The following is a 26,989-nucleotide window of genomic DNA, read 5'->3' on the forward strand; positions in this document are numbered from 1 at the left end:
TCGAACCGGGGCAGAAGCGGCCGCCTGGGGATGCGCGCGCCTGCGGCCCGCCGTTCTCGCGGGGTTCCTGGCTTGCGCCGTCGTCCTGTCCGGTGCCGGCGGGCCCTGGGCCCGGGATGCCTCTCCCGGAGCCGTGGAGACGGCCGCAGGCAGCCTCGGTCCCGATGATTTGCAGAGCGCCTTCACGCTACTCGACGGTCTCGGCCGCTTCTTCGGGGCCTTCGCCGAGCGCGAGACCAACAGCCTGGCGCGGGACCGCTGGCGCCGGCTCAGCGCCAACTACCAGGGCACGGCCGAAATCCTGCGCGGCCTGCTGGCTGGCGGCGGGCTGATCCTGGACGATCTGCCGCCGGGCCACAGCAGCGGTTTGCTGGACGACAAGCGCATCGTCATCGACCGGGATCTGGACGGCCGCTGGCGCCAGGGCGCCGAGCAACTGCGCGACGAACTAGTGCCGGTGCTGATGCAGGGCCTGGCGCGGCGTAGCCTGTCTCAGGATTGGCCCTGGCTGGCGGATCATCTGCGCGCCGTCGGCGGTCTCGCCAAGCTCGCCGAAGATCCCCTCGCGCGGCCGCTGCTGGCGCGCTTCTTTCAGGCCAAGGACGCCTACATCTGGCTCGCCATGCAACGCATCGCCCAGGGCGACCCGGCGGCCCGGCGGGCGATCGCCCGCCGGCAGGTGGCCGTCTTCGAAACCGTCCGCGCGCTCCGCATCGATATGGCGGCGACTTTCGGGCCGCAGCCGGTGGAGCGGCTGCAGCACGATTGGGAGTCCTATGTCGCGCAGGTCGACGGTTTTGCCGCAACGCGTGGCTGGCTGCTGCTCGATCCGGCCTTGCGCCGGACCCAGCTTGGGACGGCGGCCCAGGCCGACGCGGTCGACCGCGCTGCTTCGGAAGTGGTGGCGGCGGCACCACGCTCTGCCCTGGCCGCGGCCCGTGGCGGTCTTGGCCTGCCGCCTGAGGAAAGCCGGCCTTCTCCGGTCCCGGAGCCCGCGGCGCCGGGCATCAGTTTGGGAGAGTTGGCCGCGCGCGCGAACACGAAAACGGCCGCCGATGGCTTGAAGCCGGAACCGCCGCCCGCCCCGTCGGCAGCGGCGACGCAAACCGCCGCAGAGCCGGATCCGCAAAGGCTTCTGTCCGAGCGGGAGGCCGAACTGGAAACGGCCCGTCAGGAGTTGACCGCCTTGGACAGCCGTGTCGGCGATCTCGATGCCGCCCTCAAAGCGCGCGACGCGGAGACGGCGCGTCTCGAGGCGGAGTTGGCCGATCAGCGTGCGCGCCTGGGCGACGCCGAGCGCCGTGCCGCCGCCCAGGCAGCCAGCGCCGAATCGCTCTCCGCCGAGGTCCGGGAGCTGACGGCGTTGAAAGACCGCCTGGCCGGGCTGGAGCGTCAGTTGGCGGCGCGCGGTGAGGAGGCCCAGCACCTTGCGACCGCCTTGGCGGTGGAGCGCGCGCGCCTGGCGCAGGCCGAAGCGGCGGCCCGCGCGCAGCCGGCTGCCGCCCAAGCTTCCGCGATAGACTCAGCGGTACCGGCGGACCAAGAGGCCGAACCGGCAGTGCCGGAATCTTCGGGGCTCCATGAGTACCGGCTCCTTATTTTCATCGCTTTCGGCGTGATTCTTCTGCTGGGATTCTTACTTTGGCAGCGGAGCCGGCGGCGCTTCGGCGCGGTGGACGGAGGGCAGGGGCCGGTGCTGCTGGTCCCGCTGTCGGCCGAGCAGGCGGTGGAGGATCCGGTGGCCGCGCGCCAGGCCGTTGACCTGCCCGACGGCGTGGCGGCGGCGGAGCCTGCTCCTGCCGTCGTTTCCGAGCCGGCGCCGGCACCGGACCGCTCCGCCGACCTGCCGCGTCTGCGCCCGGGGCCGGGCGAGGGCGTGCGGATCAAGGTGAGCGGCGTCCCTCCGCTGACGCCGGAAGCCAGGGCGGCGATGCGCGCCGGCGCGATCAAGGCGCAGGCTGCCGAGGCGGCGGCCCAGGGCCGCGAGGCGGCCGCTGCCGGCGATCCGATGGTCCAGGCGTTGCGTAAGGGAAACCTGCCGCTCTTCGAACTGCTGTTCGCGGAGATGACCGGCCTGCGCGCCCCGCATCTGCAGCGTGTCGTCTATGGCGGCCAGGGAGAGGATCTGCTGGTGGTCTGCCGCGCTGTCGGCATCGAAAAGCTGCTCTTCGGTTCGATCTTCCTGCTGACCGATCCGCTGCGCGGTGGAGACGCCGACGAGGATCCGGCTCGGGCGGCCGAAGTGCTGCGCATGTACGACCGCCTGCCGCAGCCGATCGCCCGAAAGGTGCTGGCCAAGTGGCGCGAGACTTGGGGTGAGGGGACGCCGCGCCAGGGGGAGCCTTTCCTTGGCTAAATCTCGGCGCCGCCGCGCCACGGCGCGCAGTCCTTCGAAGCGTGGCGGAGGAAAGACCAAGAGCCGGCAGAAGGACCGGTGGTGGCGGCCGCGCTGGTGGCGGACGATGCCGGTCGGCCTGCGCCGCTGGGGCCAGCGCGTACTCCTGGTCGTGCTGCTGGTTTTTGTCGTGTTGCCTTTGGGATTGATCCTGCTGTACCGGGTCGCACCGCCGCCGGTGACGCCGCTGATGCTGATCCGCCTCGCGGAAGGGCAGGGGCTCGACAGGCGCTGGGCCTCCTGGGATGAAATATCACCGCATCTGCGCAAGGCCGTGGTTGCCTCCGAAGACAATCTTTTTTGCGAGCACAGTGGGTTCGACTGGCAGTCCTTGGAAGCCGCGGCCAAGGCCTATGCGGCGGGTGAGCGTGCCGGTGGCGGCAGCACCATCTCGATGCAAACCGCCAAGAACCTCTTTCTCTGGCCGTCGCGCAGCATCCTGCGCAAGGGGTTGGAGGTGCCGCTGACCGCGTCTCTGGAACTGCTCTGGCCCAAGCAGCGCATCCTCGAAGTCTACCTGAACATCGCTGAGTGGGGTCCGGGGATCTATGGTGTCGAGGCGGCGGCGCGGCACTACTTCAAACGCGGCGCCGAGGATTTGACGCCACGCCAGGCCTCGCAGCTCGTCGCCGTGCTGCCCAATCCCCTGGAGTGGCGTCCGGTGCCGCCCAGCGACTACGTCGCGCGGCGGGCCAGCGTCATCCGCACCCGCATCCGCCAGCTCGGCCCCTTGCTCGACTGCGTCGGCGGTCAGGCCTGAGAACTCAGACTCGCGTGTTCGCCTGCATGATGGCGAACATTTCCAGCTCCAGATCGGCGCGGCGGCGGCGCAACTGGTCGTCACGCTGGGCGTGTTCCGGGTCTTCCTGCGGGTTCAGCTTACGGATATCTGAGGTGAGCCGGGCATGCTGCGCACAGAGATCCTCGAAATCGGCGTCCGTGGCCGATATCCGCGCCAGCATGTTCTTCAGGCGACTTGCGACGATATCGAATGGCTTGCTCATGGCGTTTCCTCGCCCTTTTCCCTCGGCCTGCTGGTTTGTGGAACCGCCAAGATCGCACGAGTGAGCCTCGCAAGCTGTTCCAGGAACGGTACCTAGTAGGGCTGTGGAGACGCCCGGCGCGGAGGGTCAGCAGCCGCCCGCGGGTTGCAGCAGGCCCCAGCCGAAGGTGCTGTCGCGGCCCGGCGTGCCGAGGTCGCGGGCGCTCTGGTGCAAGCCCTGGCGGATCGTCTGAGGGGAGGCGTCCGGCGCCTTGGCGAGGGAGAGGGCCGCTGCGGCGGCGACGAAGGGGGCCGCGAAGGAGGTGCCGCTGTTGTAGCGGCCGCCCCGGCCGCCGCGGGCGCTCCAGACATCGACGCCCGGTGCCGCCAGGTCGATGTAGTCGCCGCGGTTGGCTTCGGTATAGGGCTGCAGCGCCGCGTCCACCGCCGTCACCGCGACCACCGGCGCGTAGCCGGCGGGGAACACCGGCGCCGCATTGGGGCCTTCGTTGCCGGCCGCCGCGATCAGGATCATGCCGCTTTGGTGGGCGCGCTCCACGGTGAGGCGCATGACCTGGTTGCCCGGGCCCGACAGACTGAGGTTCACCACCCGCACGCCCTGTTGCCCGAGCCAGTCGACCGAGCGCGCGATGGCGTCGGTGGTGCCGACGATGCGGTTGTCGTCCCGCAACGAGAAAATCGCCGCCGCGAAAAGGCGGGCGGCGGGCAACAGTCCGCTTGAGTTGCTGCCGGGCGCGCCGACGATGATGGCGGCCACGGCGGTGCCATGGTCGGGCGGCGCCGGCGGTACGCCGCCGGCGATGAAACTTCGCGCCGTAACCTGGCGGTCGGTCAGCGCTTCATGGCCGGTATCGATGGCGGTATCGATCAGGCCGACGTCGACGGAGGTTTCGCAAGTCCGTTCCTCGCCGGGCCAGCCGATCAGTGCCTTGGCGTAGTGCCGCGGTGCGCCGCCGGCTTGCGAGGCGGCATCCGGCTCGTAAAGCGTGTTGGCGTCGAAAAGCGTAGCCGGGAAGGTCTGGCGCAGGGCATCGAGGGCCGCCGGCACGTCCTGGCCGCCGGGCACTCCCAGGCGCAGCAGCGCGAAGCCCAGCGCCGGAAGCTCCTGCAGAGAGCGCACTGCATAGCCGAGCGTGGTGAGCTGCTGGGCCAGGGCCGTCGCGTCGGCCAGCGATGCGGTAATGGCCAGTACCTCGTCGGGCACGATGTCGGGATCGGCCGCAGCAGATTGACCAGGCGGCGGTGCCGGTGCGCCGGGCTGCGGACCCTGCGGCGTGGCGGTCGAGCTTGCCGCCGGACGGCGTGGCGTAGGCCGCCGCGGTTCGGGGTCGCGGCCGGGGCCGGGGTCGACCTGGGCGGAGGTGCCCCTATCGATCGAGGGCCGGTTCGCACTTTCGCAGATCTGGACCGGGCGCCCCTGGCCCGACAGCCATTTGCCGCTGCGCGCTTCCTGAATTCCCAGGATGTACCACTTGCCGCGTTCCAGGGTCTTACTCTTCGGTACCGTGGCGTGGATCATCCGGTTGTTCCAGGAGGAAACCGGGAGTGCGACACTGACGTTGGGATCGCGGATCACCAGCAGCCGGCCGGCGGCGCGGCCCAGGTTGCGGCCGCGCACTTTCAGCGTGTCGCCGAAGTCGACGCAACCGGTGAGGCCGATACCCATGATGACCGGCTGGGCGGTCGTCGTCGCGGCCTGCGCCTTGGCCGGGTTCTGGGCCGGCAGAAGAACGGCCAGCGCCACGGCCACGAGGCCGCCGAGCAGGCTACCGCGAAAGCGGGTCAGCCGGTCTGCGCGTGCGGCGGCCATGGCGCGTCAGTTCCTTTCGGCGAAGGTGACGACCGTGCCGTTGGCCCGCAGGGCGGCGAGGGCTTCCTCCACCGTGGTGGCCTTGGGATCGACGAGGCGCAGGTTGTAGATGCCCAGGGCCGTCGGGCCGTCGGCGATGGAAGCGCCGGCCGCCTGCAGCACTTCGCGGATATCCTGCTCCGTGGCATCGGGCGCGAAGGTCACCTGCATCACGGCAGGTGCGCCGCCCGTGGCGGTCGTCACGTCGCCGCCGGTCGGGATCAGGCCGCTGTTCATGCCGACCATGACACCGGCCTGGACCACGATGGCCAAGCAGGCGGCGATGGCCAGCGGCCGCCAGAAGCTGGCGACGGTCAGAACCTTGCCGGTCATCCTGTCGGCGCTGCCCTTTTGCTGTTCGGCGTCCTGCTTGATCTCGCGCTTCAGGCGTTGCAGGCCCAGCTCGCCCGGGCTGTTCTCGAAGGCTTGATCCTTGACCTGCTGGCGCAGTTGGCGCAGCAGTTCCACCTCGTCGCGCGCCTGGGCGCTTTCTTCCAGGTAGGCCTCGACCGCCCGGCGTTCCCCAGCCTCCAGGGTGCCGTTGACGTACCAGGGCAGCAGCAGGTCCAGGTTCTCGTCTCTTTTTCCGTTGTCAGCCATTATGACAATCCCATCTCTTTGAGCCCCGCAAGGCACTTCATCAGTGCCTTCTTCGCGTGAAACATCCTCGTCTTCACCGTGCCCTCGGGGCAGCCGACGATGTCGGCGATCTGCCCGTAGGGGAGGTCTTCGAAGAAAGCCAGATGGACCACGCTGCGGTGCGCCTCTGAGAGTTGATCAACACAGTGCCGCACCTGTTCCGCATCCTGGGCCGCGGAGAGTGTTTCTGCTGCGTTGGGAGATTCGTCCTCTGCAATCTCCGGATCCAGCTCCACGCTCTCTCCTGGCTTGCGCCGCCGGATCCGGTCGATCGCCTTGTGGTGAGCGATGCCTAGAACCCAGGTGCTCACCGAGGATCGGCCTTCAAAGCGGCTGGCGCTGCGCCAGACTTCGAACATGACCTCGTTGAGTACGTCGGAGGCATCGAAGGAATCGTTCAATTTGGAACGAATAAAACGGTAAACCCGCCCCTCGTAGAGGCGATAGAAGGCATCCATCGCCGACTCGTCGCCGTTCGCCATTCGGCTCAGCAGCTCTCGATCGTCTTCTGTCAAGAGTAGCCCCTGTGGCTGGCGGCGGCCACGGCCCCCTTGTGAGGGCGCAGGACGCCTAAGGTTTATGAATCTCCCTCGCGGGACTGGTCCCGATAATAGCGCCATTAGCATCAATTGCGGTGACCATCCAGAGGTAGCGCTTGCCGCCGGGCAATTGCGCCAGGGTGAAGGCCTCCAGGCTCGCGGAAGTCCGCCCGCCGGGCACGAAGATGCCGGCCGCGGCGGGTTCGCCCGCCAGCGCCGTTCCGGCGGTCATCTGCCCAGCCGTCGCTTGGGTGTCACGGGCCGGGTCCAGCGGCTCCGCCGGGCCGGCCGGGGCGGTGAAGAAGGAAAGCTGGTAGGCATCGGCGCCGGGCAGGGCGTTCCAGGAAAAACGGGTCTGTGCGGTGAGCGGCGCGCCAGGGCGCGGCCCGGTCAGCAGGATATCGCGTCGCGCCATCGCGGGCAGGGCGCTGCGCTTGGGCGTTATGTAGTATTGCAGGGTAGGCGCGTCGAAGCCGAACTCGGGGTCGATCATCCTCAATCGCACCAGGTGGGTGCCTTCCTCACCGGTCGGCAGCGGCGGGCTGGTCAGCACTGTCCGTCCTCCCACGCCGACGCCCTGGCGCACCAGCGCGAGGGGATGGAACGCCGGAGCGCCCGCGGTGGAGGCGGCCGTGGCCACCTCCCACTGCATCTGCAGCAGGCCGATGCCGCTGGTGTTGAGTTCGGCGACGACGCGCAGTTCGCTGCCCCTGGGCAGCACGCGGCTGCGCGTATGGTCGTCGAAGGTGAGCTCCAGGCGTTGAACCGAGAGCGCGGCCGAGCCCTCGCCGGTCGCCGCCACTTCGAACTGGCCGTCCTCGGTGCTGTTGTCGGCACTGTCCGTAAAGACGCGGCGCAGGGTCAGCGAGGCGCCTTCCTTGACGGCGCGATAGACCATTGCCTGGGGTATCTGGACGGTCTCCCGGAGACGCAAAACCTCCGAGTAGACCTCGCCCTTGGCGCTCTGGGACACCTTGCGGGGCAAGTTGCCCGCGGCGACGCCGTCGATGAACACTTGGACGGCGGATGACGAAACGATGCCCGGATTGGGTACGTCGGGCGAGATTCGCTCCACGTTCCAGTTCACGGTGACCGCGGCCGGTCCGATGCTTGCAATCCGCGCGTTGGCCGGAGTGGCGGTAACGTCGTTGAGATACGCCTCCGCCTGCGGCAGCGCGATGGTCATGGCGGCCAGCGTGGCGGCCAGCACGGTGGGGAGTCTGAGGTTTCGGGCGCCCATGGTCACATTCCTTGGCTAACGGTTGTCCTTGCTCTCGAACGCTTTCGTGCAAGGACGACGGACGGCTTCCGGGCAGGCCGCCGCCGTTGCTCTTGCTCCCCGTTTGTCGTTGCGACGGAGGGAGTGGTTCAAAGAGCGGCGGGCGCCCTCAAGGCTTGTATATCTCGCGCGCCGGGCTCCTGCCGATGACCGCGCCTTCCTCGTCCAGGGCTCTGACGGACCATAGGTAGCGGCGGTCGTTGGGCAGGTGGGCCAGGGTGTGGCCTTGCAGGCGCAGCTCCGTCACGGCCGCGGGAACCACGATCCCGGTGAGAGGCCGCAGCCCCCGCAGGCTCTCGGTATCCGGTGCGCGGTCCAGCGGGACCGCCGTCACCACGTCGTTGGCCACCACGTTGCCGCCAGGGCCCGGCGGCGCGCCGAAGATCTCCAGCTTGTAGAGATGCGCCCCCGGCAAGCCCTGCCAGGCAAAGCGCGTGGTCAGAGTCAGCGGTGTGCCGAGGCTGGGTGAGGTGACCAGCATGGGCTGCGGGTCTTGGCGCTGCGGCAGCGGGCTTTCGGGCGTCACGTAGTACTGCAACTGCGGCTCGTCGAACAGCGGGTCGGGCTCGTCCAGCCGGAGCCGCACGAGGTTGTTGCCTTCGAAACGAGTGGGCAGCGGCGGGCTGGTGATGGTGACCGGGCGGCTGCCGGCGACCGGCTGACGGACCAGGGCCAGAGGGCGGAAGACGGGCGTGCCCGCGGTCGTCGCCGCGGTGGCCACTTCCCACTGTCCGCGGATCAGGCCGGACCCCGAGGTGTTGAGCCGGGCGACGGCGCGCAGGCGCCGGTCCTTTGGCAAGACCTTGAAGCGCGAGTCGTCATCGAAGCGCAACTCCATGCGGCTGACATTCAAGGGCACCGAGCCAGGGCCGGAGGGCGTCAGCAGCGTGGTGCCGGACAAGCTGGGAGGAGGCGTGACCCCGAGGCTGTCGGTGAAGGTCCGCTGGTAGACGATCGGCACGCCGGACTTGATGGCGCGGAAGGCCACGCCTTGCGGCACGGTGAAGGTCTCGGTGAAGATCAGGTTTTCGTTGGTGGCTGCCGGGCCCGGCGCAAAACGGGAGAGCGGGCGGTGGATGGTCGCCAGGACGGTGCCGTTGACGATGAGGGCTCCGCTCGGCGAACTGACGGTTCCGGGATTGGAAGGCGCGGAGCCGCCAAGGCGGACCACCTGCCAGGTGACGGTCACGGTGCTGGGCCCGACGCTGGAAATCGGGATGCGGGCCTGGGTCGTGTCGACGCTCAAGATGCCGGCGAAGGCGCCGGGCGCGAGCGGCAGCACGCTTGCCGAGACGAGGAACGCGAGAGCGAGAGGGAGAAATCGAAGGTTCATCGGAGCGCTCTCAATAGGCCACGGGCAACGACAGACGAAGGGATGTAAAGGCCTGGTATTGCAAGTCTTTCTCCGGATTATCGAAGTCGTCGTTGGTGTCCTGGACGTTCCCGCTCAGCGCCAGGGCCACGCCCAGCCGGTTGACGTCCGCCTGGCGCAGCGTCCACACGACCTCTCCATTCAGGCTGTTGGTGTCGGGTGTGTCGCCGTCGCCCATCCGATGGTTCAAAGAATAATACAGGGTGGCGTCCAGGGTTTCCGGAATCACCGTGACATTTGCGCCCAAGTTCAGCAGCAGGCTCTGATTGTCGTCGCCGGTGTCCAGATCCTCGAAGTTGTCCCATTGGACACTGGGTTGGAGAGACAGCCAGTCGTCGACCATGACGTAGGCGCTGAGCGCCGTGCTGTTGTTGCGCGTGTCGCTGCTCAAGTCGACGTGATCCTCGAAGGAGTAGATCGTGTGCGACAGGTTCCAGTTCCAGCTTTCGTAGTTCGCACCGGCGCTCAAGGTAAGGGAGCGCGTGGAGTTGTTGGCGTCGTCGTCGGGGAAATCCTGTGATCTGTCGATGCGGTCGATTTCGAAGAACGAGGCGGAGAGTCCGAAGAAGGGTTGGCCGTACCATGGCAGGGAACCGTCTTCCAGCGGCTCGACGTAGGGTGTGTAGTTGCCGTTGAAGTAGACGTTGATGTTCCGGTCGGTCGGCAGATAGTCCAGGTCGTCGACGTTGTTCACTTGGTGGTCGACCCGCAACTGCGCCGAGAACTCGTCCCAAAGGAAATCCGAGAAGACCGACGTCGTCTCCCGGTCGGGCTCGAGGTAAGGGTTGGCCAGGCTGCTGAAGAAGGTATCTACCTCGTCGCGCTGCACGCCGATCGTCCAGGTGAAGACGCTGCCGTCCAGGGTGGCGCCGCGCAGCGGCTCAAGGGAGGCCAATACCGAATAGGCCTCGGCGTTTTCCGCGTCAAAGCCTTGGTCCTTGCCGTCGAAATCGAAGCTCGTCTGGGCATATTCGCCGCGCAGCCGCAGGGCCTCGTCGAACCACAGCGTGTCGGCGGCGATGGACCAGCCGTCGCCTTCGTTGACGGCTTCCTCCGATCCGATGCCGAAGCCGCCGTCGCCGCCCTCGCCGGTGTAGTAGGTTCCCGTCAGGACGACGTTGTCCTTCAGGGCTTCGACAGGCCGCACCGAAACCGAAACGCCTTCGACCCGCTCTTCGTCGTGGCTGATGCCCAGCACGTGCTTGGTGCCGACCATGGCCTCGGTGCGCTGCACGAAGCCGGTGACGGTGAGGCGTTCGTCTGCGAGGCCCGCCCGCAAGGAGACGCCGCGCCGGTAGAAGCCCGACATGATCAGGTTTTCGATGCCGGTGTCATGATCGCCGACCGTGAACCCGGCGAAAGAGCTCTCGCGCTCGTAGTCGCCGTCGATCCTGAATTCGCCGAGGTCGAGGTTGCGCTCGTCGATGCCCAGTTCGAGCTGGCTGTTATAGAGATAGTTGCCCTGCGCGGTGATGCGCCAGTGGTCGTCGCCAGCCGCCGCCTCGACGTTGCCGGCACTTTCGCCGGTGACGTGCTGGGGAGGAACGTCGACGCCGTTCTCGGCGATCCGGGCGTTCACTTCGCCGGCCAGGTCGGCATTCAGCGAGAGATCGCGGATCAGATCGGAATGGCGGATCTCGAGGCTCCAGTAACCGCGCTCCAGGATGGCGCCGTCGCCGCTGCGCTCGACAAGGCGCAAGCTGTGGCTGCCGGTGGAGAGCGGTTCCGGCGGCGTGACCACCAGGCGGGGACCCTCGAGCGCGACGAAGGCGGTGACGTCGAGGTCGTCCAGCTCGACCGCCAGGCTCCGGTAGACGGCGGGATCCAGGTCTGCCGGCAGCAGGATAACGATGGGGTCGCTGCGCCCGCGGGTTTCCGAGGTCAGGGATTCAAGTTCCGGAATCCAGTCGCCCTGCGCCGCGGCCGGCGGGCTGCCGCAAAGGGACAGGGCCAGGAGGATCGTGGCCAGCCCGGTGGTGGAACAGATATAAGAACGTCCGGCCGTCCTGCGGCCGGATAGCACTAAAGGACGCCTGGTGCCCTGCGCACCACGCTTGCTTTCCTGCATTGCCCTACCTTTCGGTCCACCCCCCGGCGAACGAATTTAAGGGCGACTCTCCCACGTCAAGGGCATCCTATTATCCTGAAAGTGCCCGCGAAGGAAGAGCGAGCTTACCCCTAGTACCGAATTTCTTGCGGGCCCGGAGGGGCGGTGGCGTCTTTGGGCTGCGGAGATGATGGGTTAACCTAAGGAAATTCCAGCTTTCCGGCCGGTTGGGGCTGCCGGGGGCGGCCGCGTTGCGAGTGCTGAGATGATGAAAGAACCACGGGGGAAGGGAGCGTTCCGGTTTTCGGAGGTGCCGATGGGCAGGTCCATCGGCAAGGAGCGCTACCAGAAGAAGCTGACAGACCTGCAGCTCCGGCTGCGCCAGGTCCAGCAGGCCTATCTGGCGACCGGCGACCGGGGGATCGTCGTTTTCGAGGGCTGGGATGCGGGCGGGAAGGGCGGTACGATCCGCCGGATGAGCGCGGTCATGGACCCCCGCGGTTTCAAGGTCTGGCCCATCGCCGCGCCTCGTGACGTGGATAAGGAACGCCACTTCCTCTATCGCTTCTGGGAGAGAGTGCCGCCCCGCGGCGCCATCTCCGTCTTCGATCGCTCCTGGTACGGGCGGGTGTTGGTCGAACGCGTGGAAAACCTGGCGACAAGGTCGGAATGGCGCCGCGCCTACCGGGAAATAAACGAGTTCGAACGAATGCTGATCGATGACGGCGCCCGGATCGTCAAGCTGTTCCTGCACATCACGCCGGAAGAGCAGCTCAAGCGTTTCGAGCAACGCCTCGCCGATCCCATGAAGCGTTGGAAGCTGACCTACGAAGACTTCCGCAACCGCAAGCGCCGGCCCGACTACGAAAAGGCGGTCGAGGAGATGATCGCGCGCACCTCGACCGTGCGGGCGCCCTGGCACGTCATAGCGGCGAACGACAAGAAGTATGCCCGGATCGAGGCCCTGAGCCTGATCGCGGAGACCCTGGCAGAGGGCGTCGACCTCGGCCCCCGGCCCATGGACGAAGAGGCCAAGGCTCTGGCAAGAGCCGTGTTCGGGAGTCTGCCCGACGGTCTATGACGCTGGGTCTGCGGCTTCGGGACCGTTGCCGCCGCGCAGTTCTCCGGCGGCCAGGAGGGCGATGGGCAGCCAGAGGGTGATCCACTCACGCCCCAGATTCTGCAACAGGCTGCGCGAATCGAACAACGAGGCGGCGAGCCCGTAGAGCAGCAGGACCAGATAGATCGCCTGGCCGCGGCGCAGGTGCCGCACGGCGAGCCACACGGCGTAGCCGAGCAGCGCGGCCAGCAGCAGGGTGGCCGGCAGACCGCCGTAGATCTGGTTGGCGAGGAGCAGATTGTGCGGCGAACGCTGCGGCCCGTATTTTCCGGTGAACATGATGTCCGTGAGACTGCCGTAACCGAACCAGGGACGCTCGGCAATGGCCGCCAGCGCCTGTCGCCACAGCTCGAAATGCCCGCTCTGCGTTCTTTCGTAGAGTGCTGTGACGGGCCGGAGCTCCGCCAGTGCGGCGGCAAGGAGAACCGCGGCCCCCAAGGCGATGGCCACCGCCGCCACTCGACGGTTGGCCGAAACCAGGCCGATGGCCAGCGCCCCCGCCAATGACAGAAGCGGGCCGCGGCTGCCGGAAAGGACCATGAAAATCGCACAGAGCACGGCGATGCCCAGCCACAGCAGGCGCTCAGCTCTGCCGCTGGCGCGCGGCAGCAGGACGAAGACCGAAACCAACGCTACGAAGCCGTAGAGCGTCGCGCCGATGACTTCGTGCGAGGCCAGTCCGAATGCGGTCAGCCGCAGCCCCGGCGTGACCAGGCCGCTCAAGACGCCGGCGAAGAGCGCCAAGAGGCTGGCCGCGGCGGTCAGCGAGAGGCAGAAGTAGAGGCGGTATTCCAAGCGCGGCTCGCGGGCCGCCAGCAGCGCGGTGATGGCGAAGAAGACCGCGAGAAGCGCTGCCACGCGCAACAGGTCGCCCATCTCATCCCAGTCGAAGCCGCTGCCGAAAAAGCCGGCGGCCAGGAAATAACCGACATAGATCGCAGCCAGCCGCACCAGGTGGGATCGCCACAGCCCCCGCGCTTTCAAAGCGTAGAGATTGATGATGAAGACCGGCAGGCCCAAGAGATAGAAGAGATTACGGTGCCCGCGCGTTTCCAGCACGAAGGCGGCACAAAGCAGCAGGATATAGACCGCCGAGAGCGTCTCGATCCGCGTGACTACGCGATAGAGCTTTCTTGCGGGATTGGATCCGCTGTGGATTCCGTGTTCTCGGTTGGCCAAGGATAGGACTCGGAAAGAGGCTCGGCGAAACTACGCTCCAGGATGTACTTCGCGATGCGGTGCGAGGCAAACATGGAATGGGCCGCGCGCCAACCGGCTTCGGCGACGCGGCGGCGCTCGGTGTCGTGGCGGGCGAAGTAATCCAGTTTGCCGACCAGTTCCTCCAAATCGCCGAAGAAGGCGATCTGGTCCTCGGCAAAGAGATCCTGAAACCCGGTGCTGCGCGAGACAAAGGTCAGCAGGCCGTTCCCCAGCAGTTGGCTCATGCGGTCCGAGGCGTAGAGGTAGACGTTGTCCGGCCGGCTCATGCTGAAGCCCATACGGGCATTGTTCATGGCCTCCAAAAAGGCGGCGCCGCGCAGTGGGGCGCTGCCGGGCAGGCCGCGGATGTCGGCTTTCAGTTGCGGCAGCCGCTGCAGCGCCTTCAGCAGGAACCGAACCCGCTCGTCGCTGCCGTCGCCGGTGCCGACGGCGAAGAAAAGGTCGAAGTCCTGGTCGCTGCGGGCGAAGGCACGGCCGGTGTCCACCGCCGGGTCCACCGGGTTCGGCATGAAATATACCTTGGCGCGGCAGTCGGAGGGCACGCCGTGGATGGGGGCGGCGGAGGTTACGAAAATGGCGTCGACGGTGTCGGCGCGGCGCAGGAGCCGTGCCCGGTTGGCGGTGTCGGTCAGGGTGTCGACGTTGCGAAAGGCAATGCGTAATGCGGGGTTTTCGCGGCGCAGGGTCTCCAGGGTTGCGTTTTCGATGGGCTCGCTATGGCCCATCAGCAGCAGGTCGGGGCGGAAGTTTCGGGCGGTCTCGATCAGTTTGCGGTTCGCGGCGCGCCGGCCGGGACCGGTGGAGAGAAAGGGCGTCGAGCCGCGCGCCACTTCGCGGTCGTTGAAGACATACAGGTTGCAGCCCAGGCGTATGAAGCCATGCAGCAGCTTGGGCATGATCATGTAGTACTCGTTGCCCATCTCGCGGCCGAAGACGTTCCCGACGAGGAGAACTTTACGGTTAATGTAGTCGGACATTAAGTGCTCTAAGGTTTCTTGTAATTCTTGAATACAAGCAATACTAGTGCCTTGGGGGGCTCGGGCAAAGGGCTTGGAGGTGGGCGCTTTGTCGTTGCCAAAGCTGAGGCGAGACCCTAGGTTTTCCGCGCATCGGGGCGTAGCTCAGCCTGGTAGAGTGCCTGCTTTGGGAGCAGGATGTCGGAGGTTCGAATCCTCTCGCCCCGACCACCCTTCATCTTCCCGGAACTGCCGCGAGCCGATAGAGTTTCGGCGCACGACCGGCCGGAAACCGACCTCATGGCGCTCGCCAAACTCGATCACGTCAACCTGCGCACCGCCCGCCTGGACGGCATGCGCGCCTTCTATACGGAGGTGCTGGGACTGACAGAGGGGCCGCGCCCGGCTTTCGGTTTCGGAGGCGCTTGGCTGTATTGCGGTGATGTGGCGGCGGTGCACATGATCGAGGTGGCCCGCCAGCCGGCCCCTGAAGGGGAACTGCGGCTGGAACACTTCGCCTTTAGGGCGGAGGGTCTGGCGGAGTTCCTGGCGCTGTTGAGGGCGCGTGGCCAGGATATCCGCATCGCGGTGATCCCGGATTTTGGGATCATCCAGGTCAATCTTCACGACCCCGACGGCAACCACATTCACGTCGACTTCGCCGCCGCCGAGGCCGCCGCAGTGACCGGGGAGCCGGCTCTGGCCCGGTTGTGAGGGGCTTTGAGGCCATCAAAGTCGTTGCGCGGGGCCGGTCAGCGGCTATCATGCGGCGCGAATCACGAGGCGCCGGACCTTGGAACCGGGCCGAAGAAAAACGCTGATTTTCAGCACGTTGATCCTCAAAAGGTGTAGGGGCAACCATGCAAGTGCGCATCTTTCAGCCACCGAAGACCGCGATGCAGTCGGGACGGGCCGCCACCAAGCAGTGGGTCATGGAGTTCGAGCCCCAGGCCGCCCGCGAGGTCGAGCCGTTGATGGGCTGGACCTCTTCGGCCGACACCCACGCCCAATTGCGCCTGCGCTTCGACACGCTGGAGGAGGCGATCGCCTACGCTCAGAAGGAAGGCCTCATGTACAGCGTCGAGCGGCCGCACGAAAGAAAAATGAAACCAAAGGCTTACGCGGACAATTTCAGATACGACCGCCTGGGCCGCTGGACCCATTGAGGGACGCCGCGCCGATCCTTGAACGGGGCAGCTTTGCTGCCGGGGGCCGCGCGGTTCGCCAGAAACCCGGAGCAAGCCTCCCAGCGCCCGTAGCTCAGTTGGATAGAGCACGTGCCTTCTAAGCATGGGGTCGCAGGTTCAAATCCTGCCGGGCGCACCAATCTTCTCGATATTTACCGCAGTTGACACCCAGCCGAAGATTCTTCGGATTCCTATCGACCGGAACCTGAAGCTGGCTTAAAAACATGGAGTTGTCTGAACGGCGGCGTTTCCGGAGCCTATGAAACTCGATAAGCGCGACCTGCAGATACTCGCCATCCTGCAAGAGGAAGGGCGGATCACCAAGTCCGAGCTGGCGGCGCGGATCAGCCTCTCGCCCGCGGCCTGTTGGGATCGCCTGAAGCGTCTCGACCAAGCCGGCTTCATCAAGGGCTACCGCGCCGAGGTGGCGTTGGAGAAGATCGCCCCGACTTCGCACTTCCTGGTCCAGATCGAGCTGGAGAGCCATCAGGCCGCCGACTTCCAGCGCTTCGAGGATGCCATGCTCGAGATCCCGCAGGTCGTGCGCTGCGTCGCCGTCGGGGGCGGCGTCGACTACTTCATCGAGATCGTCTGCCGTGATGTCGCCGCCTATCAGGACCTGATCGACGAGGTTCTGGAGAGCAAGATCGGCGTGAAGCGTTACTTCACCTTCGTCGTCACCAAACCGGTGAAAGATTCGCCGCCGCCTCTGGAACTGCTGCGCGGCGGCGACGGCGACGACTAGAGGTCCGAATCGCCGGGCCGAAGATTATTTGACCGGTCGGGCCTGGCGGCGTTGAATCGTCGGCGCGGCACTGCCACTTCCGAGCCACTTTCCTCCAGTCGCCCGCTACGATCCGGCGAATCACCCCGCAGAGTCGCGTCGATTTGCAGGAGAAAGCGCCGTGCCGCAGTCACCGAGCAGCAGAGCCGTGTCCAATGCCGTCTTCGAGGATGCCTTCGCCTTGGAGGACCCGGGGCTGTTGGCCGGCTGCTCCTACGTCGACGGCGCCTGGGCCGAGGCCGCCGAGGCCGCCGAGGCCGCCGAGGCCAGCGTGCTGGCGGTCACCAACCCCGCCGACGGCGCAGCCATCGCCGAGGTGGCGGCCTTGGGCGAGGCCGGCGCGCGGCGCGCGGTGGGCGCGGCGCAGCGGGCTTTCCCCGCTTGGGCCGCCCTGTTGCCGCAGCAACGCAGCGACTGTCTGCGTCGCTGGTATGAGCTGATGGTGGCGCACAAGGAAGACCTCGCCCGCATCATGACCCTGGAGCAGGGCAAGCCGATCTCCGAAGCGCGCGGCGAGATCGACTACGGCGCCTCTTTTGCTGAGTACTTCGCCGAGGAGGCCAAGCGTCCGGACATCATGAGCGTGACCTCGCATCTGCCCTCGGCGGAGGTCGAGCTGTGGCGCGAGCCGGTCGGCGTCGCCGCCCTGGTCACCCCCTGGAACTTCCCCAACGCCATGATCACCCGCAAGGCCGCGGCGGCCCTGGCGGTGGGTTGCACCGTCGTGGTGCATCCCTCCAAGGAGACGCCGCTCTCTGCCCTGGCGCTGGCCGAACTGGGCCAGCGCGCCGGCTTTCCGCCGGGCGTCTTCAACGTGGTGGTCGGCGAGCCGGCGCCCATCGTCCGCGCCTGGACGTCGGACAAGCGGGTAAGGGCGCTGTCCTTCACCGGCTCCACCGAGATCGGCCGGCTGCTTTACGCACAGTCCGCGCCCTCCATCAAGCGGCTGAGCCTGGAACTGGGCGGCCATGCGCCCTTCATCGTTTTTGCCGATGCCGACTTGGACAAGGCGGTCGAGGAAGCCATCGGCGCCAAGTTCGCGACTTCCGGCCAGGACTGCCTGGGCGCAAATCGGTTCTTCATCGAGCGGCCGGTCTACGAAGAGTTCTGCCGCCGCTTTGCCGCGAGGACCGAGGCGCTGACCCTCGGCTTCGGCCTCGACGATCCCGACATCGGACCGTTGATGAACAGCGCCGCCGTCGCCAAGCAGGAGGACCACGTGGCCGACGCTCTGGCCAAGGGCGCGCGACTGCTGTGCGGCGGCGAGGGGCACGAACTGGGGCCGCTGTTCTACAAACCGACGGTGCTGGCCGACGTGCCGGATGACGCGAAGATCATGACGGAGGAGACGTTCGGGCCGGTGGCCGCCATGGCGCCTTTCGACGGCGAGGCCGAGGTCATCACGCGCGCCAACGCCACCGACTTCGGACTGGTGGCTTACCTGCACACCAGGGAGCCGGCGCGCATCTACCGCATGAGCCGCGCCCTGGAATTCGGCATGGTGGCGGTCAACCGCACCAAGGTGACGGGCGCGCCCATTCCCTTCGGCGGCATGAAGCAATCGGGCCTCGGGCGCGAAGGCTCGCGCCTCGGTATTGAGGCCTTTTCCGATGTGAAGTACGTATGCCGCGACTGGTCCTGAGAGGAGAAGAAAGATGTTGTTGAAGAACGATCAACTGGAGACTTGGGACCGGGAGTGTTTTTTCCACCCTTCGACCCACCTGGCGCAGTTCGCGCGCGGCGAGGCGCCGCAGCGTATCGTCACCGGCGGTGAGGGCGTTTACATCCGCGACCGCGAGGGCAACAAGCTGCTCGACGCCTTCGCGGGGCTTTACTGCGTGAATGTCGGCTACGGCCGCCGGCAGATCGCCAAGGCCATCGCCAAGCAGGCCGAGGAACTGGCCTACTACCACGCCTACGTTGGCCACGGCACCGAGGCTTCGATCACCTTGTCGCGCATGATCATCGACCGTGCCCCCAAGGGGATGAGCAAGGTCTACTACGGCCTCTCCGGGTCGGATGCCAACGAGACCAACATCAAGCTGGTTTGGTACTACAACAACATCCTCGGGCGGCCGGAGAAGAAGAAGATCATCTCGCGCTGGCGCGGCTATCACGGCTCCGGCCTGATGACCGGCTCGCTGACCGGCCTGGAGCTGTTCCACAAGAAGTTCGACCTGCCGCTGGCCCAGGTGGTCCATACCGAGGCGCCCTACTATTACCGCCGCCGGGACGACGCCATGAGCGAGGAGGAGTTCTCCGCCCATTGCGCCGCCGAGTTGGACAAGCTGATCCAGGCCGAGGGGCCGGACACGGTCGCCGCCTTCATCGGCGAGCCGGCGCTTGGCACCGGCGGCCTGGTGCCGCCGCCGGCGGGCTATTGGGCGGCGATCCAGGAGGTGCTGGCCAAGTACGACATCCTGCTGATCGCCGACGAGGTGGTCACCGGCTTCGGGCGGCTGGGCTCCATGTTCGGCTCCGACCACTACGGCATCCGCCCCGACATCATCACCTCGGCCAAGGGTCTGACCTCGGCCTACGCGCCGCTGTCGGCCTCCATCATCGGCGACAAGGTCTGGAAGGTGCTGGAGCAGGGTACCGACGAGAACGGCGCCATCGGCCACGGCTGGACCTATTCGGCGCATCCCATCGGCGCGGCGGCCGGCGTCGCCAACCTGAAGCTGGTCGACGAGTTGGACCTCGTGACCAACGCGCGCGAGGTCGGCGGCTACTTCAACAGCGCCATGAAGAAGGCGCTGGGCAATCATCCCCGTGTCGGCGAGGTGCGCGGCGACGGCATGCTCTGCGCGGTCGAGCTGGTCGAGGACAAGGACAGGCGCAAGTTCTTCGAACCGGCGGGTCAGGTCGGCCCCAAGGTGGCATCGGCCCTGTTGAAGCGCGACGTCATCGCCCGCGCCATGCCGCAGGGCGATATCCTGGGTTTCGCACCGCCGCTCTGCCTTAGCCAGGACGAGGCCGACATCGTCGTCGGCGCCATGCGCGAGGCGATGGAGGAGGTCTTCGCCGGCGCGTGATCCTGCTGCCGTCTCCACAAGGACCCTTTCGGCAGGGCATTACTTCGGCTAAGGGATGGCGGAGGCGGGTTCTCGGGCCCGCACCGCTGTCGCTGCTGGGGAGGAAGTCATGACCGGCACCGGATCGGGCGAACAACTGATTCCGCGGGTAAAGAACGAGATCCGGGCGGTGCGTACCGCCTTGTGGTTCCGCCCCAGCGCCTATTGTCTCATCGCCGCGCTGGCCGCGGCCTTCGTTGCCACCGTCGACGGATTCCTGCCACCGCACAGCCTGGACTGGCTGCCAGAAGTGGAACAGGAGACAGTCACCGAACTGTTGAAGCTGATGGCTGGCAGCATGCTGACCGTGGCGACGGTGACGCTTTCGGTCCTGATGCTGGTGCTGAGCCTCGCCGCCGGCCAGGCCTCGCCGCGCGCGGTGCCCGAAATCATGGCCGACCCGGTGACGCAAAACGCTCTCGGCACCTTCCTGGCTACCTTTACCTACGCGCTGGCGGCGCTGCTGCTCTTCGGCTTCGGCGCGGTAGCGGGGCCGGGCGTCACGCTGATCTTTTTCGGGGCGCTTTTCCTGGTGCTGAACGCACTGCGCTACCTGGTGCAGTGGATTCATCATGTGGCCGACACCTTGAAGATCAACCGCATGATCCACCGCATTCATCGCCAGGCGCGGACGGTGCTGCAGACTTATCTGGACCGGCAGCAGGAAGGCAAGACCGAGTCCGCGGAGGCTAAGGCGGGGGAGGAGAATCCCGTCTTCCCGACGGCCACCGGCTACGTGCAACTCATCGATGCGCGGCGCCTGCACGACCTGGCCCGCGCGCAGGATCTGACGATTTGCCTCTGCGTGCAGGAGGGCGACTTCGTCCACGACCACCGCAACCTTATGATGCTACGCGGCAGCCGTGCCGACGACGAGCTTTGCAAGGCACTGCGGGCGACGGTGGTGATCGGTTTCGAGCGCAGCCACGCAGGCGATCCGCGCCTCGGCTTTGAGCTGCTGGCGGAGGTCGCCTGCCGGGCCCTCTCGCCGGGCATCAACGACCCCCAGACGGCCATGGCCGCGATCGAGTACCTCGGCAGCCTGCTGGCCCTGGCGGCCGCTCGGCCGGCCGCAGACTATCCGGCGTGCAGCACCGCCGACGGCCGTGTCACCTTCCTGTGCCCGGATTTCGGCGCCATGCTGGAGCGTGCCCTGCGGCCGGTGATCCGTGACGGGGCCGCGAAAGCCGAGGTCATGGAGGCGGTGATGCAGGTGCTCTGCGACTTGGCTGCCTGCGCGGCCCCGGACCATCTGGACGTCGTCCTGGAAGAAGCCCAGCGCGCCGAAGCCTTCGGCCTGTCGGCCCTGACCCTGGAGCGGGACAAGAAGGCCTTCTGCGAAAAGGTTCAAGAGCTGCGCGATCACATCGCCGGGCGGCGGCGATAAGCCCTGCCATCATGGCCGATTGGCGTTTCTGTGCGTTGCAGTCCCCGGGCGTCCCCGGCACACTATGCCATGGTCAATGTCCGGCGGGCCCGCTTTGCCGTAACGCCGGTGATGGGTAGCAAACAGGAGAGAGGGTACGACATCCATGGCAGCTTCCAGCGACAGCCTGCATGCGCCGCGTGAGCGGTTGAGCAAGGAAACCATCCATCTGCATCAAGCCATCGTTTCCTTGATGGAGGAACTGGAGGCGGTCGATTGGTACCGTCAGCGCGCGGACGATTGCGACGACGCGGAGCTGAAGGAGATTCTCCTGCACAACATGCGCGAAGAGATGGAACATGCCGCGATGGTGCTGGAATGGATCCGCCGTAACAGCCCGGACTTCGACAAGCACCTGAAGGAGTTCCTCTTCAAGGAAGGGGACATCTCCCACCACTGAGGACCCTGCGGCCCGGGCGTTTCAATCGCGCTGCTCCTCGCGCTCCCAGAAGGGGCCGGAGTTGCGCGAGTCCGGGTGTGCCGACTGATAGGCCGGCGGCCGGCAGCCGGCCAGGAAAGCGGTCAGGACGATCAGGGTAATCACCAGGGACGGTCGGGGCATCGGAGTCCGCTCCCTTTCTGAGACCGGGCACCCCTGCAAGATCGCATGGGACGCTCATGGTTCATGAAATGGATCGGTGGACGCCGTCGGCAAGGCCCCGGCGGCGGTGGTCGTGCCGGTGCGGGGCCCGGAAATCACGCGAGAGTGCGGCTAGCGGGCGTTTCGCGCGGTGGCGGGACGGGAGCGGGGGCGCAGTACCTTGGCCGAAGAACTCGGACCCGCCTGCCAATTGAGATCGACGCCCTGTTCCTTCAGATAGGATTCCGCGGCGGCGCGGGCCTCCGCATGGGAATCGGCAAAGCCCTGGGCATAGAAACGTCCGTCCTTTTCGTAGGAGACGGTCCAGCGAAAGCCCTCGGAGCCTTTCTGGTTGCGCGGCCCCGGATTGCCGCGCCAAGGTTCGATCAAGATATCGTGCTTTTTCATAGTGACTACGTTGATTTCTTACCAGTCAGAGTCAAAGGCGTTGGCCGCGGTGATCATAAGCCAAGCGGGGTGCTCTTGTGGACTCCGTTTTGCGGGCCAGCCTAGTGGCGCAGCACCATCAGGGCGCCTTCGATCAGCTTGACCAGATCGGTGTGGCCGTCGGTCGCCGCCATGTCGCGGGCCAGCTCCAGCTTGGCGATACCTTCGTCCGGCGTGGTGGCGGGGCGCGAGATGATCGTCGCGTCCAGTTGACTCACCGTATCCTCCATGGTGCCGCGGTCGAGATGATGGTGGTCGCGGAGCAGGCGGGCGCGAAAGATGGCGAGTTCATTCAACGTATGCATGCTCATGATTAAACCCCGCTCACTGACATCCAAAGTGTGACAATTCGCGGTCACCTGCACACCGCCGCGGGCATCATACAGCAGGCACCTGCGACTGTCGCGCCCTCAGTCTTCCTCGCTCAGGAAGCGGTCGGCGGCGTCGCGCCGGCCCAGGCTCTGGCGGTCGATGGCGACGCTCTTGATCAGCGCATAGACCTGGAGGCCGGGCTTGAGCCCCAGCGCCGTGCGCGACCGGGCGGTGATGCGCGCCCAGATGGGCGCGCCGCCGGCGTCGAGCTGCAGGTCGATCTGGGGACTCTTTTCCTCACCAATTGCCTCAATAGTGCAAGGTATAATATTGAGAATACTTATATTTTCTGGAGGGCTGAGGGCAATCGAGACGTCGCGGGCGCGAACCCGGACACGCAGCTTCTGGCCCAGCGGCAGGTTCAGGTGCGGCACGCGCAGGCGCCCGCCGGCGAAGCGCAGCTCGGTGAGACCGAACATCCGGTCCTGGCCGGCGACCGTGGTGCTCAGCACCGCGCCGGCCTCGTAGCGCCCGGTCAAGGGGCGCAGGTCCAGCCGGTTGGTCAACTCCTCCAGCGGTCCCACCGCCTCGATGCGGCCGTTCGACATCAGCACCAGCGTGTCGGCCAGGCGCACGATCTCCTGCATCGAATGGCTGACGTAGACGATCGGCAGGTCCAGTTCGTTCTTCAACTGCTCGATGAAGGGCAGGATCTCTTCCTTACGCGGCTGGTCGAGCGCGGCCAGCGGCTCGTCCATCAGCAGCAGGCGCGGGTTGGCCAGCAGGGCGCGGCCCAGGGCCACCCGCTGCTTCTCGCCGCCGGAGAGGGCCCGCGGACGGCGCTCCAGCAGGTGCTCGATGCCCAGCAGTCCGACCACGCGGTCGAGGCCGATGGGACGCTCCCCGGACGGCGCGCGGTTGTAGCCGTAGAGCAGGTTGTGGCGCACCGAGAGGTGGGGAAACAGGCGGCCTTCCTGGAAGACATAGCCCAAGCGGCGCTTTTCCGGCGGCAGATCGATGCCCTTTTGGGAATCGAAGAGGGTCCGGCCCCGCAGCACGATGCGGCCGCGCTCGGGGCGCAGCAGCCCCGCCAGCGTGTTGATCAGAGTGGTCTTGCCGGCACCCGAGCGACCGAAAAGCGCCGTGATCCCGTTGGTCTCGCACTGAAAACTGGCCTCCAGGGACAGGGAGCCCAGGCGCCGTGCGATGTCCACTTCCAGCATCATGGGCCGCCTCCTCAGTCGCTCATCCGGGCCCGCAGGCGCCGGGCGATGGCCTCGGAAGCCGCCAGGGCGGCCAGGGACAGCAGCACCGAAAGCAGGGCGAGGCGCAGGGCGCCGGCCTCGCCGCCGGGCGTCTGGATCAGGCTGTAGAGCGCCAGCGGCAGGGTCCGGGTCTCGCCGGGAATATTGGAGACGAAGGTGATGGTGGCGCCGAATTCGCCCAGGCTGCGGGCGAAGGCCAGGACCGCGCCGGCCAGGATGCCGGGCATGATCAGCGGCAGGGTGACGGTGGCGAAGACGTTGGTCCGCGACGCGCCCAGGGTACGCGCCGCGGTCTCCAGGCTCTGATCCACTGATTCGATGGACAGACGCATGGCGCGCACCATCAGCGGGAAGGCCATGACGGCGGCGGCCAGGGCGGCGCCTTCCCAGGTGAACGGCAGACTGATCCCGAAGGTGGCGAACAGCCAGGCGCCCAAGGGACCCTGGCGCCCCAGCAGCACCAGCAGCAGATAGCCCACGACCACCGGCGGCAGGACGAGCGGCAGATGGATAACGCCGTTCAGCAGCGTCTTGCCGAAGAACTCGTAGCGTGCCAGCAGCCAGGCCGTGGCCAGCCCGAAGGGCAGGCTGACGAAGACGCTCCACAGGGCGACCCGCAGGCTGAGGCCCAGCGCTTCGATTTCCAGCGGGGTCAGATCGAACATCGCGTCCCTTGCAGGTCTCGGTGAACGGACATTCCTCTAACTGCCGAGGGCGGGCCGCGTAAAGCCGTGTTTGCCGAAAATCGCCGTGGCCTCTGCGCTTCGCAGGAATTCGTAGACCCGGCGCACCTCCGGACGGTCGCGCCCGGCGACGATCGCCAGGGGATAGATAATTCTGGGACTCGCCGCAGACGGAAAGCTGTCGACGACGCGCACCCGCGGCGAAATCGCTGCGTCGGTTTCATAGACGATGCCGGCTGCGGCTTCGCCGCGGTCGACCAGTGCCAGGGCGGCGCGCACGTTGCTGGCCTGGGCGAGCTTGCCGGCGACCTGGTCCCAAAGGCCGAGGCTTTCGAGGGCCTGGCGGGCATAGACGCCGGCCGGTACGTGATTGGGATCGCCGATCGCCAGGCGGCCCGTGCCCAGCAGCCGGGCGAGGTCCAGTTCCGGCGCCAGGCGCAGGCGCAGGGGCGAACCCACGGGGGCGACCAGGACCAGGCGATTGGACAGCAGCGGGACGCGGCTGCCGTCCAGCAGCAGCCGTCGGGCCTCCAGGTGGTCCATCCATTCCACGTTGGCCGAGAGGAAGAGGTCGGCCGGGGCACCCTGGGAAATCTGGCGTGCCAAGGTCGAGGACGCGGCGACCACCGGGCGAATCGAGCCTCCGGTCCGTGCGGCATAGGCCTCGGCAATCTCGTTCACGGCGTCGGTGGCGCTGGCCGCCGCGAAGAGCGTGACGGGTTCGCCGGCTTCTCCTCTCGCGGCCGGCAAGGCCACGAAGAGGGTCAGCAGGAGGCCACAGAGGCGGAGAAGGCGCGCCAGCCGGGCGGTCATGAGATCAGGCTCCGTAGAGCTCGTCGGGGTCCGCGGTCACCGGCAGCACCTCGGTCAGGCTGCCGTCGGCGGCGACGGCGCGGTAGAAGCAGGATCGCCGTCCGGTGTGGCAGGCCACGCCCTTCTGGTCGACGCGCAGCAGCAGGGTGTCGCCGTCGCAGTCGACGCGCAGCTCGACCAGCTTCTGGGTCTGGCCGGAGGTCTCGCCCTTGCGCCACAGCTTGCCGCGCGAGCGCGACCAGTAACACACCTGGCCACTGGCCAAGGTCTCCGCCAGGGCCTCGCGGTTCATCCAGGCCACCATCAGGACCTCGCCGCTGTCGTGCTGCTGGGCGACGGCGCAGACGAGGCCCTTGTCATCGAAGGAGACGGCCTCGTCCAGCTCTGGGGTAAGTTCACTCATCGTCGGTTTTCCTGAAGGGGATTTTGGGTTCCCTGGGTTGCGGGCACTCTCTTAGCCTGCGCAGGCGGCTTTTCCACCATGAATTCCGCCGCCGCCGGCTTTAGGGTCGATCGCGGCCAGGCGTGCGAAACCGGCTTCCAGGTCGGCGATCAGGTCGTCGGCGTGCTCCAATCCGGCGTGGATGCGCAAGGTCGGCCCCACCGGCTCCCAGCGCGTCGCCGTGCGCATGCTGGCTGGATCGGTGAGCAGGATCAGGCTCTCGTAGCCGCCCCAACTGGCGCCGATGCCATAGAGCTCCAGGCCGTCGATGAAGGCCAGCACCGCCTCGCGGGAGCAGGGCTGCAGCGTGAAGCCGAAGAGGCCGGAGGCGCCGGTGAAATCGCGTTTCCACAGGGCATGGCCCGGGTCGCCGGGCAGGGCCGGGTAGAGCAGGCGGTCGACCTCCGGGCGCTGGCCCAGCCAGTCCGTGAGGGCCAGGGCGTTGGCCTGGTGGCGTTCCAGCCGCACTGCCAGCGTGCGCAGGCCGCGCAGCCCCAGGTAGACGTCGTCCGGAGCCGCCGCGCAGCCGAGATACTGGCTGGTGCGGCGCAGGCGCTCGTAGTGCTGCTCGCCGCTGACCACCACGCCCAGCATGGCATCGGAATGGCCGACCATGTATTTGGTGGCGGCGTGCAGCACGATGTCGACGCCGTGCCCGAAGGGCTGGAAATAGAGCGGAGTGGCCCAGGTGTTGTCGATTACGGTGACCGCGCCCGCGGCCTTGGCCGCCGCGACGATGGCCGGAACGTCCTGCACCTCGAAGGTGAGGGAGCCCGGCGATTCCATGTAGATCAGTGCCGTGTCGTCGCGCACCAGTTCGGAGATGCCGGCGCCCAGTGTCGGATCGTAGAAGGTCGTCTCTACGCCCAGGTTCCGCAGCAGGTCGTGGCAGATCTTGCGGGTCGGGAAGTAGACGCTGTCGGGTATGAGGAAGTGCTTTCCGGTCTGCGCGAAGGTCATCAGGGTCACGGCTACGGCTTGGAGGCCCGAAGAGACGGCGATGCCGCCGTAGCCGCCCTCCAAGGCGGCGACGGTCTCCTCGAAGGCGAAGGTGGTCGGGGTGCCCGTCCGACCATAGGAACTTGTTCCCTTCTTCAATCCGCGGCGGCCCGCTTCCTGAAAGGCTTCCATGCTGTCGTGCAGCAGGGTGGAGGCGCGGTAGACCGGGGTGTTGACGGTGCCGAAATGGGATGCCGGATCGCGGCCCAGATGGGAGAGCAGCGTTTCCGGATGACGTGCGGCGGTTTTCTTCATACGAACTGGAATCCACTGGTTTCCGCCGGGGTCGGGGCGGCCGGCCCCGGCTGCGCGATGGGCTTCGAAGGTTTACCTATCGCCCCGCGTTAGCCAAGCCGTTTCGCAACCGGTGATCTGCAGCGATGCAGCCTGGTCTCCTGGTCCGGCTTTTCCGCCGCGGCTCCGACGAAGGCGCAGGCGGACCGGTATTTTTTCCACACAGCCCGTTTAGCAAGCTGTTGCCTTTCCTCAAAGACTGAGACATGGTTCGCGGGTGTGGCGTGAATAACCCCGCCGGAAGCTGGCTGTCTAACGACTAT

The 26,989-nt window shown here is 66.9% G+C and carries 27 protein-coding genes and 2 tRNA genes; 12 read left to right on the forward strand and 17 right to left on the reverse strand.

The window, feature by feature from the left end; translation table 11 throughout:
- Positions 1-133: 133 nt before the first annotated feature.
- Together AAFN88_RS13785 and mtgA are read left to right on the forward strand one after the other, a co-directional pair.
- On the forward strand, positions 134-2,356 hold the full coding sequence (locus AAFN88_RS13785; RefSeq protein WP_347520897.1) for a DUF2336 domain-containing protein: 2,223 nt from the start codon (positions 134-136) through the stop codon (positions 2,354-2,356).
- A complete protein-coding gene (gene mtgA, locus AAFN88_RS13790; protein ID WP_347520898.1) occupies positions 2,349-3,155 on the forward strand; it encodes a monofunctional biosynthetic peptidoglycan transglycosylase in 807 nt (268 codons plus the stop codon). The genes AAFN88_RS13785 and mtgA overlap by 8 nt, the downstream gene beginning before the upstream one ends.
- Positions 3,156-3,159: 4 nt before the next feature.
- Here mtgA and AAFN88_RS13795 read toward each other — a convergent pair whose 3' ends face one another.
- The 7 genes from AAFN88_RS13795 to AAFN88_RS13825 form a co-directional block, all read right to left on the reverse strand.
- On the reverse strand, positions 3,160-3,399 hold the full coding sequence (locus AAFN88_RS13795) for a hypothetical protein (RefSeq protein WP_347520899.1): 240 nt from the start codon (positions 3,397-3,399) through the stop codon (positions 3,160-3,162).
- A gap of 126 nt (positions 3,400-3,525) precedes the next feature.
- Positions 3,526-5,208 carry a S8 family serine peptidase gene (locus AAFN88_RS13800; RefSeq protein WP_347520900.1) on the reverse strand — a complete coding sequence of 561 codons (1,683 nt, stop codon included), beginning with the start codon at positions 5,206-5,208 and terminating at the stop codon, positions 3,526-3,528.
- 6 nt (positions 5,209-5,214) lie between these two features.
- Positions 5,215-5,847, reverse strand: coding sequence for a hypothetical protein (locus AAFN88_RS13805; RefSeq protein WP_347520901.1), 633 nt, complete (start codon positions 5,845-5,847; stop codon positions 5,215-5,217).
- The gene (locus AAFN88_RS13810; RefSeq protein WP_347520903.1) at positions 5,847-6,401 is read right to left on the reverse strand and encodes a sigma-70 family RNA polymerase sigma factor; all 555 of its coding nucleotides are present in this window, start codon (positions 6,399-6,401) and stop codon (positions 5,847-5,849) included. The genes AAFN88_RS13805 and AAFN88_RS13810 overlap by 1 nt, the downstream gene beginning before the upstream one ends.
- 55 nt (positions 6,402-6,456) lie before the next feature.
- Entirely contained in the window at positions 6,457-7,665 is a 1,209-nt protein-coding gene (locus tag AAFN88_RS13815) for a hypothetical protein (RefSeq protein ID WP_347520905.1), read from the reverse strand.
- 148 nt (positions 7,666-7,813) lie between these two features.
- Positions 7,814-9,037 carry a hypothetical protein gene (locus AAFN88_RS13820; protein WP_347520907.1) on the reverse strand — a complete coding sequence of 408 codons (1,224 nt, stop codon included), beginning with the start codon at positions 9,035-9,037 and terminating at the stop codon, positions 7,814-7,816.
- A 10-nt stretch (positions 9,038-9,047) separates the two neighbouring features.
- Complete coding sequence (locus AAFN88_RS13825) at positions 9,048-11,099, reverse strand: hypothetical protein (RefSeq protein WP_347520908.1); 2,052 nt, start codon at positions 11,097-11,099, stop codon at positions 9,048-9,050.
- A 340-nt stretch (positions 11,100-11,439) separates the two neighbouring features.
- Between AAFN88_RS13825 and AAFN88_RS13830 the strand changes: the two genes are divergently transcribed.
- Positions 11,440-12,204 carry a polyphosphate kinase gene (locus tag AAFN88_RS13830; protein WP_347520909.1) on the forward strand — a complete coding sequence of 255 codons (765 nt, stop codon included), beginning with the start codon at positions 11,440-11,442 and terminating at the stop codon, positions 12,202-12,204.
- On the opposite strand, the gene AAFN88_RS13835 is transcribed toward AAFN88_RS13830, so the two are convergent.
- Positions 12,199-13,422 carry an O-antigen ligase family protein gene (locus AAFN88_RS13835; protein WP_347520910.1) on the reverse strand — a complete coding sequence of 408 codons (1,224 nt, stop codon included), beginning with the start codon at positions 13,420-13,422 and terminating at the stop codon, positions 12,199-12,201. The two genes, AAFN88_RS13830 and AAFN88_RS13835, sit on opposite strands and share 6 nt — an antisense overlap.
- On the reverse strand, positions 13,359-14,441 hold the full coding sequence (locus tag AAFN88_RS13840) for a glycosyltransferase (RefSeq protein ID WP_347520911.1): 1,083 nt from the start codon (positions 14,439-14,441) through the stop codon (positions 13,359-13,361). Before AAFN88_RS13840 ends, AAFN88_RS13835 begins: the two co-directional genes overlap by 64 nt.
- Positions 14,442-14,574: 133 nt before the next feature.
- On the opposite strand from AAFN88_RS13840, the gene AAFN88_RS13845 reads away from it, so the two are divergent.
- The 9 genes from AAFN88_RS13845 to AAFN88_RS13885 all read left to right on the forward strand — a co-directional run bounded on the left by AAFN88_RS13845 (position 14,575) and on the right by AAFN88_RS13885 (position 21,291).
- A tRNA-Pro gene (locus AAFN88_RS13845) sits at positions 14,575-14,651 on the forward strand.
- On the forward strand, positions 14,619-15,134 hold the full coding sequence (locus AAFN88_RS13850; protein ID WP_347520913.1) for a VOC family protein: 516 nt from the start codon (positions 14,619-14,621) through the stop codon (positions 15,132-15,134). The genes AAFN88_RS13845 and AAFN88_RS13850 overlap by 33 nt, the downstream gene beginning before the upstream one ends.
- Positions 15,135-15,280: 146 nt before the next feature.
- Positions 15,281-15,586 carry an ETC complex I subunit gene (locus AAFN88_RS13855; RefSeq protein ID WP_347520915.1) on the forward strand — a complete coding sequence of 102 codons (306 nt, stop codon included), beginning with the start codon at positions 15,281-15,283 and terminating at the stop codon, positions 15,584-15,586.
- Positions 15,587-15,669: 83 nt separating this feature from the next.
- A tRNA-Arg gene (locus tag AAFN88_RS13860) sits at positions 15,670-15,746 on the forward strand.
- Positions 15,747-15,866: 120 nt separating this feature from the next.
- Positions 15,867-16,352: an Lrp/AsnC family transcriptional regulator gene (locus tag AAFN88_RS13865; RefSeq protein ID WP_347520916.1), complete on the forward strand. Its 486-nt coding sequence runs from the start codon at positions 15,867-15,869 to the stop codon at positions 16,350-16,352.
- A 160-nt stretch (positions 16,353-16,512) separates the two neighbouring features.
- The gene (locus AAFN88_RS13870) at positions 16,513-18,033 is read left to right on the forward strand and encodes an NAD-dependent succinate-semialdehyde dehydrogenase (protein ID WP_347520918.1); all 1,521 of its coding nucleotides are present in this window, start codon (positions 16,513-16,515) and stop codon (positions 18,031-18,033) included.
- 13 nt (positions 18,034-18,046) lie between these two features.
- Positions 18,047-19,426, forward strand: coding sequence for an aspartate aminotransferase family protein (locus tag AAFN88_RS13875; protein ID WP_347520921.1), 1,380 nt, complete (start codon positions 18,047-18,049; stop codon positions 19,424-19,426).
- 109 nt (positions 19,427-19,535) lie between these two features.
- Positions 19,536-20,852 (forward strand): DUF2254 domain-containing protein, encoded by a 1,317-nt coding sequence (locus tag AAFN88_RS13880; RefSeq protein ID WP_347520922.1) that lies wholly within the window; start codon positions 19,536-19,538, stop codon positions 20,850-20,852.
- Between the two features lie 145 nt (positions 20,853-20,997).
- Positions 20,998-21,291 (forward strand): ferritin, encoded by a 294-nt coding sequence (locus tag AAFN88_RS13885; RefSeq protein ID WP_193370465.1) that lies wholly within the window; start codon positions 20,998-21,000, stop codon positions 21,289-21,291.
- Positions 21,292-21,312: 21 nt separating this feature from the next.
- On the opposite strand, the gene AAFN88_RS13890 is transcribed toward AAFN88_RS13885, so the two are convergent.
- The 8 genes from AAFN88_RS13890 to metC form a co-directional block, all read right to left on the reverse strand.
- Complete coding sequence (locus AAFN88_RS13890; protein WP_347520923.1) at positions 21,313-21,453, reverse strand: hypothetical protein; 141 nt, start codon at positions 21,451-21,453, stop codon at positions 21,313-21,315.
- 150 nt (positions 21,454-21,603) lie between these two features.
- Complete coding sequence (locus AAFN88_RS13895; protein WP_347520924.1) at positions 21,604-21,879, reverse strand: hypothetical protein; 276 nt, start codon at positions 21,877-21,879, stop codon at positions 21,604-21,606.
- 101 nt (positions 21,880-21,980) lie between these two features.
- Positions 21,981-22,229, reverse strand: coding sequence for a hypothetical protein (locus AAFN88_RS13900; RefSeq protein WP_347520925.1), 249 nt, complete (start codon positions 22,227-22,229; stop codon positions 21,981-21,983).
- Positions 22,230-22,328: 99 nt separating this feature from the next.
- Complete coding sequence (modC, locus tag AAFN88_RS13905) at positions 22,329-23,453, reverse strand: molybdenum ABC transporter ATP-binding protein (RefSeq protein ID WP_347521675.1); 1,125 nt, start codon at positions 23,451-23,453, stop codon at positions 22,329-22,331.
- 14 nt (positions 23,454-23,467) lie between these two features.
- Positions 23,468-24,160 (reverse strand): molybdate ABC transporter permease subunit, encoded by a 693-nt coding sequence (gene modB, locus AAFN88_RS13910; RefSeq protein ID WP_347520926.1) that lies wholly within the window; start codon positions 24,158-24,160, stop codon positions 23,468-23,470.
- A gap of 36 nt (positions 24,161-24,196) precedes the next feature.
- Positions 24,197-24,991 (reverse strand): molybdate ABC transporter substrate-binding protein, encoded by a 795-nt coding sequence (gene modA, locus AAFN88_RS13915; protein ID WP_347520927.1) that lies wholly within the window; start codon positions 24,989-24,991, stop codon positions 24,197-24,199.
- Between the two features lie 4 nt (positions 24,992-24,995).
- Positions 24,996-25,394: a phosphoribosyl-AMP cyclohydrolase gene (gene hisI, locus AAFN88_RS13920; RefSeq protein WP_347520928.1), complete on the reverse strand. Its 399-nt coding sequence runs from the start codon at positions 25,392-25,394 to the stop codon at positions 24,996-24,998.
- A gap of 51 nt (positions 25,395-25,445) precedes the next feature.
- Positions 25,446-26,687 carry a cystathionine beta-lyase gene (gene metC / locus AAFN88_RS13925; RefSeq protein WP_347520930.1) on the reverse strand — a complete coding sequence of 414 codons (1,242 nt, stop codon included), beginning with the start codon at positions 26,685-26,687 and terminating at the stop codon, positions 25,446-25,448.
- Positions 26,688-26,989: the final 302 nt, after the last annotated feature.

It is taken from the genome of Pelagibius sp. CAU 1746 (genome assembly GCF_039839785.1).
In the GTDB taxonomy this organism is placed as follows: domain Bacteria; phylum Pseudomonadota; class Alphaproteobacteria; order Kiloniellales; family Kiloniellaceae; genus Pelagibius.

What these genes read in the sequence shown, in the direction of transcription:
- AAFN88_RS13815 (WP_347520905.1), bottom strand. Translation starts at nt 7,665, where the DNA reads ATGGGCGCCCGAAACCTCAGACTCCCCACCGTGCTGGCCGCCACGCTG.
- AAFN88_RS13900 (WP_347520925.1), bottom strand. Translation starts at nt 22,229, where the DNA reads ATGAGCATGCATACGTTGAATGAACTCGCCATCTTTCGCGCCCGCCTG.
- metC (WP_347520930.1), bottom strand. Translation starts at nt 26,687, where the DNA reads ATGAAGAAAACCGCCGCACGTCATCCGGAAACGCTGCTCTCCCATCTG.
- AAFN88_RS13875 (WP_347520921.1), top strand. Translation starts at nt 18,047, where the DNA reads ATGTTGTTGAAGAACGATCAACTGGAGACTTGGGACCGGGAGTGTTTT.
- AAFN88_RS13820 (WP_347520907.1), bottom strand. Translation starts at nt 9,037, where the DNA reads ATGAACCTTCGATTTCTCCCTCTCGCTCTCGCGTTCCTCGTCTCGGCA.
- AAFN88_RS13885 (WP_193370465.1), top strand. Translation starts at nt 20,998, where the DNA reads ATGGCAGCTTCCAGCGACAGCCTGCATGCGCCGCGTGAGCGGTTGAGC.
- AAFN88_RS13855 (WP_347520915.1), top strand. Translation starts at nt 15,281, where the DNA reads ATGCAAGTGCGCATCTTTCAGCCACCGAAGACCGCGATGCAGTCGGGA.
- modA (WP_347520927.1), bottom strand. Translation starts at nt 24,991, where the DNA reads ATGACCGCCCGGCTGGCGCGCCTTCTCCGCCTCTGTGGCCTCCTGCTG.
- hisI (WP_347520928.1), bottom strand. Translation starts at nt 25,394, where the DNA reads ATGAGTGAACTTACCCCAGAGCTGGACGAGGCCGTCTCCTTCGATGAC.
- AAFN88_RS13840 (WP_347520911.1), bottom strand. Translation starts at nt 14,441, where the DNA reads ATGTCCGACTACATTAACCGTAAAGTTCTCCTCGTCGGGAACGTCTTC.
- modB (WP_347520926.1), bottom strand. Translation starts at nt 24,160, where the DNA reads ATGTTCGATCTGACCCCGCTGGAAATCGAAGCGCTGGGCCTCAGCCTG.
- AAFN88_RS13895 (WP_347520924.1), bottom strand. Translation starts at nt 21,879, where the DNA reads ATGAAAAAGCACGATATCTTGATCGAACCTTGGCGCGGCAATCCGGGG.
- AAFN88_RS13850 (WP_347520913.1), top strand. Translation starts at nt 14,619, where the DNA reads ATGTCGGAGGTTCGAATCCTCTCGCCCCGACCACCCTTCATCTTCCCG.
- AAFN88_RS13800 (WP_347520900.1), bottom strand. Translation starts at nt 5,208, where the DNA reads ATGGCCGCCGCACGCGCAGACCGGCTGACCCGCTTTCGCGGTAGCCTG.
- AAFN88_RS13880 (WP_347520922.1), top strand. Translation starts at nt 19,536, where the DNA reads ATGACCGGCACCGGATCGGGCGAACAACTGATTCCGCGGGTAAAGAAC.
- AAFN88_RS13805 (WP_347520901.1), bottom strand. Translation starts at nt 5,847, where the DNA reads ATGGCTGACAACGGAAAAAGAGACGAGAACCTGGACCTGCTGCTGCCC.
- AAFN88_RS13890 (WP_347520923.1), bottom strand. Translation starts at nt 21,453, where the DNA reads ATGCCCCGACCGTCCCTGGTGATTACCCTGATCGTCCTGACCGCTTTC.
- AAFN88_RS13830 (WP_347520909.1), top strand. Translation starts at nt 11,440, where the DNA reads ATGGGCAGGTCCATCGGCAAGGAGCGCTACCAGAAGAAGCTGACAGAC.
- modC (WP_347521675.1), bottom strand. Translation starts at nt 23,453, where the DNA reads ATGCTGGAAGTGGACATCGCACGGCGCCTGGGCTCCCTGTCCCTGGAG.
- AAFN88_RS13865 (WP_347520916.1), top strand. Translation starts at nt 15,867, where the DNA reads ATGAAACTCGATAAGCGCGACCTGCAGATACTCGCCATCCTGCAAGAG.
- AAFN88_RS13795 (WP_347520899.1), bottom strand. Translation starts at nt 3,399, where the DNA reads ATGAGCAAGCCATTCGATATCGTCGCAAGTCGCCTGAAGAACATGCTG.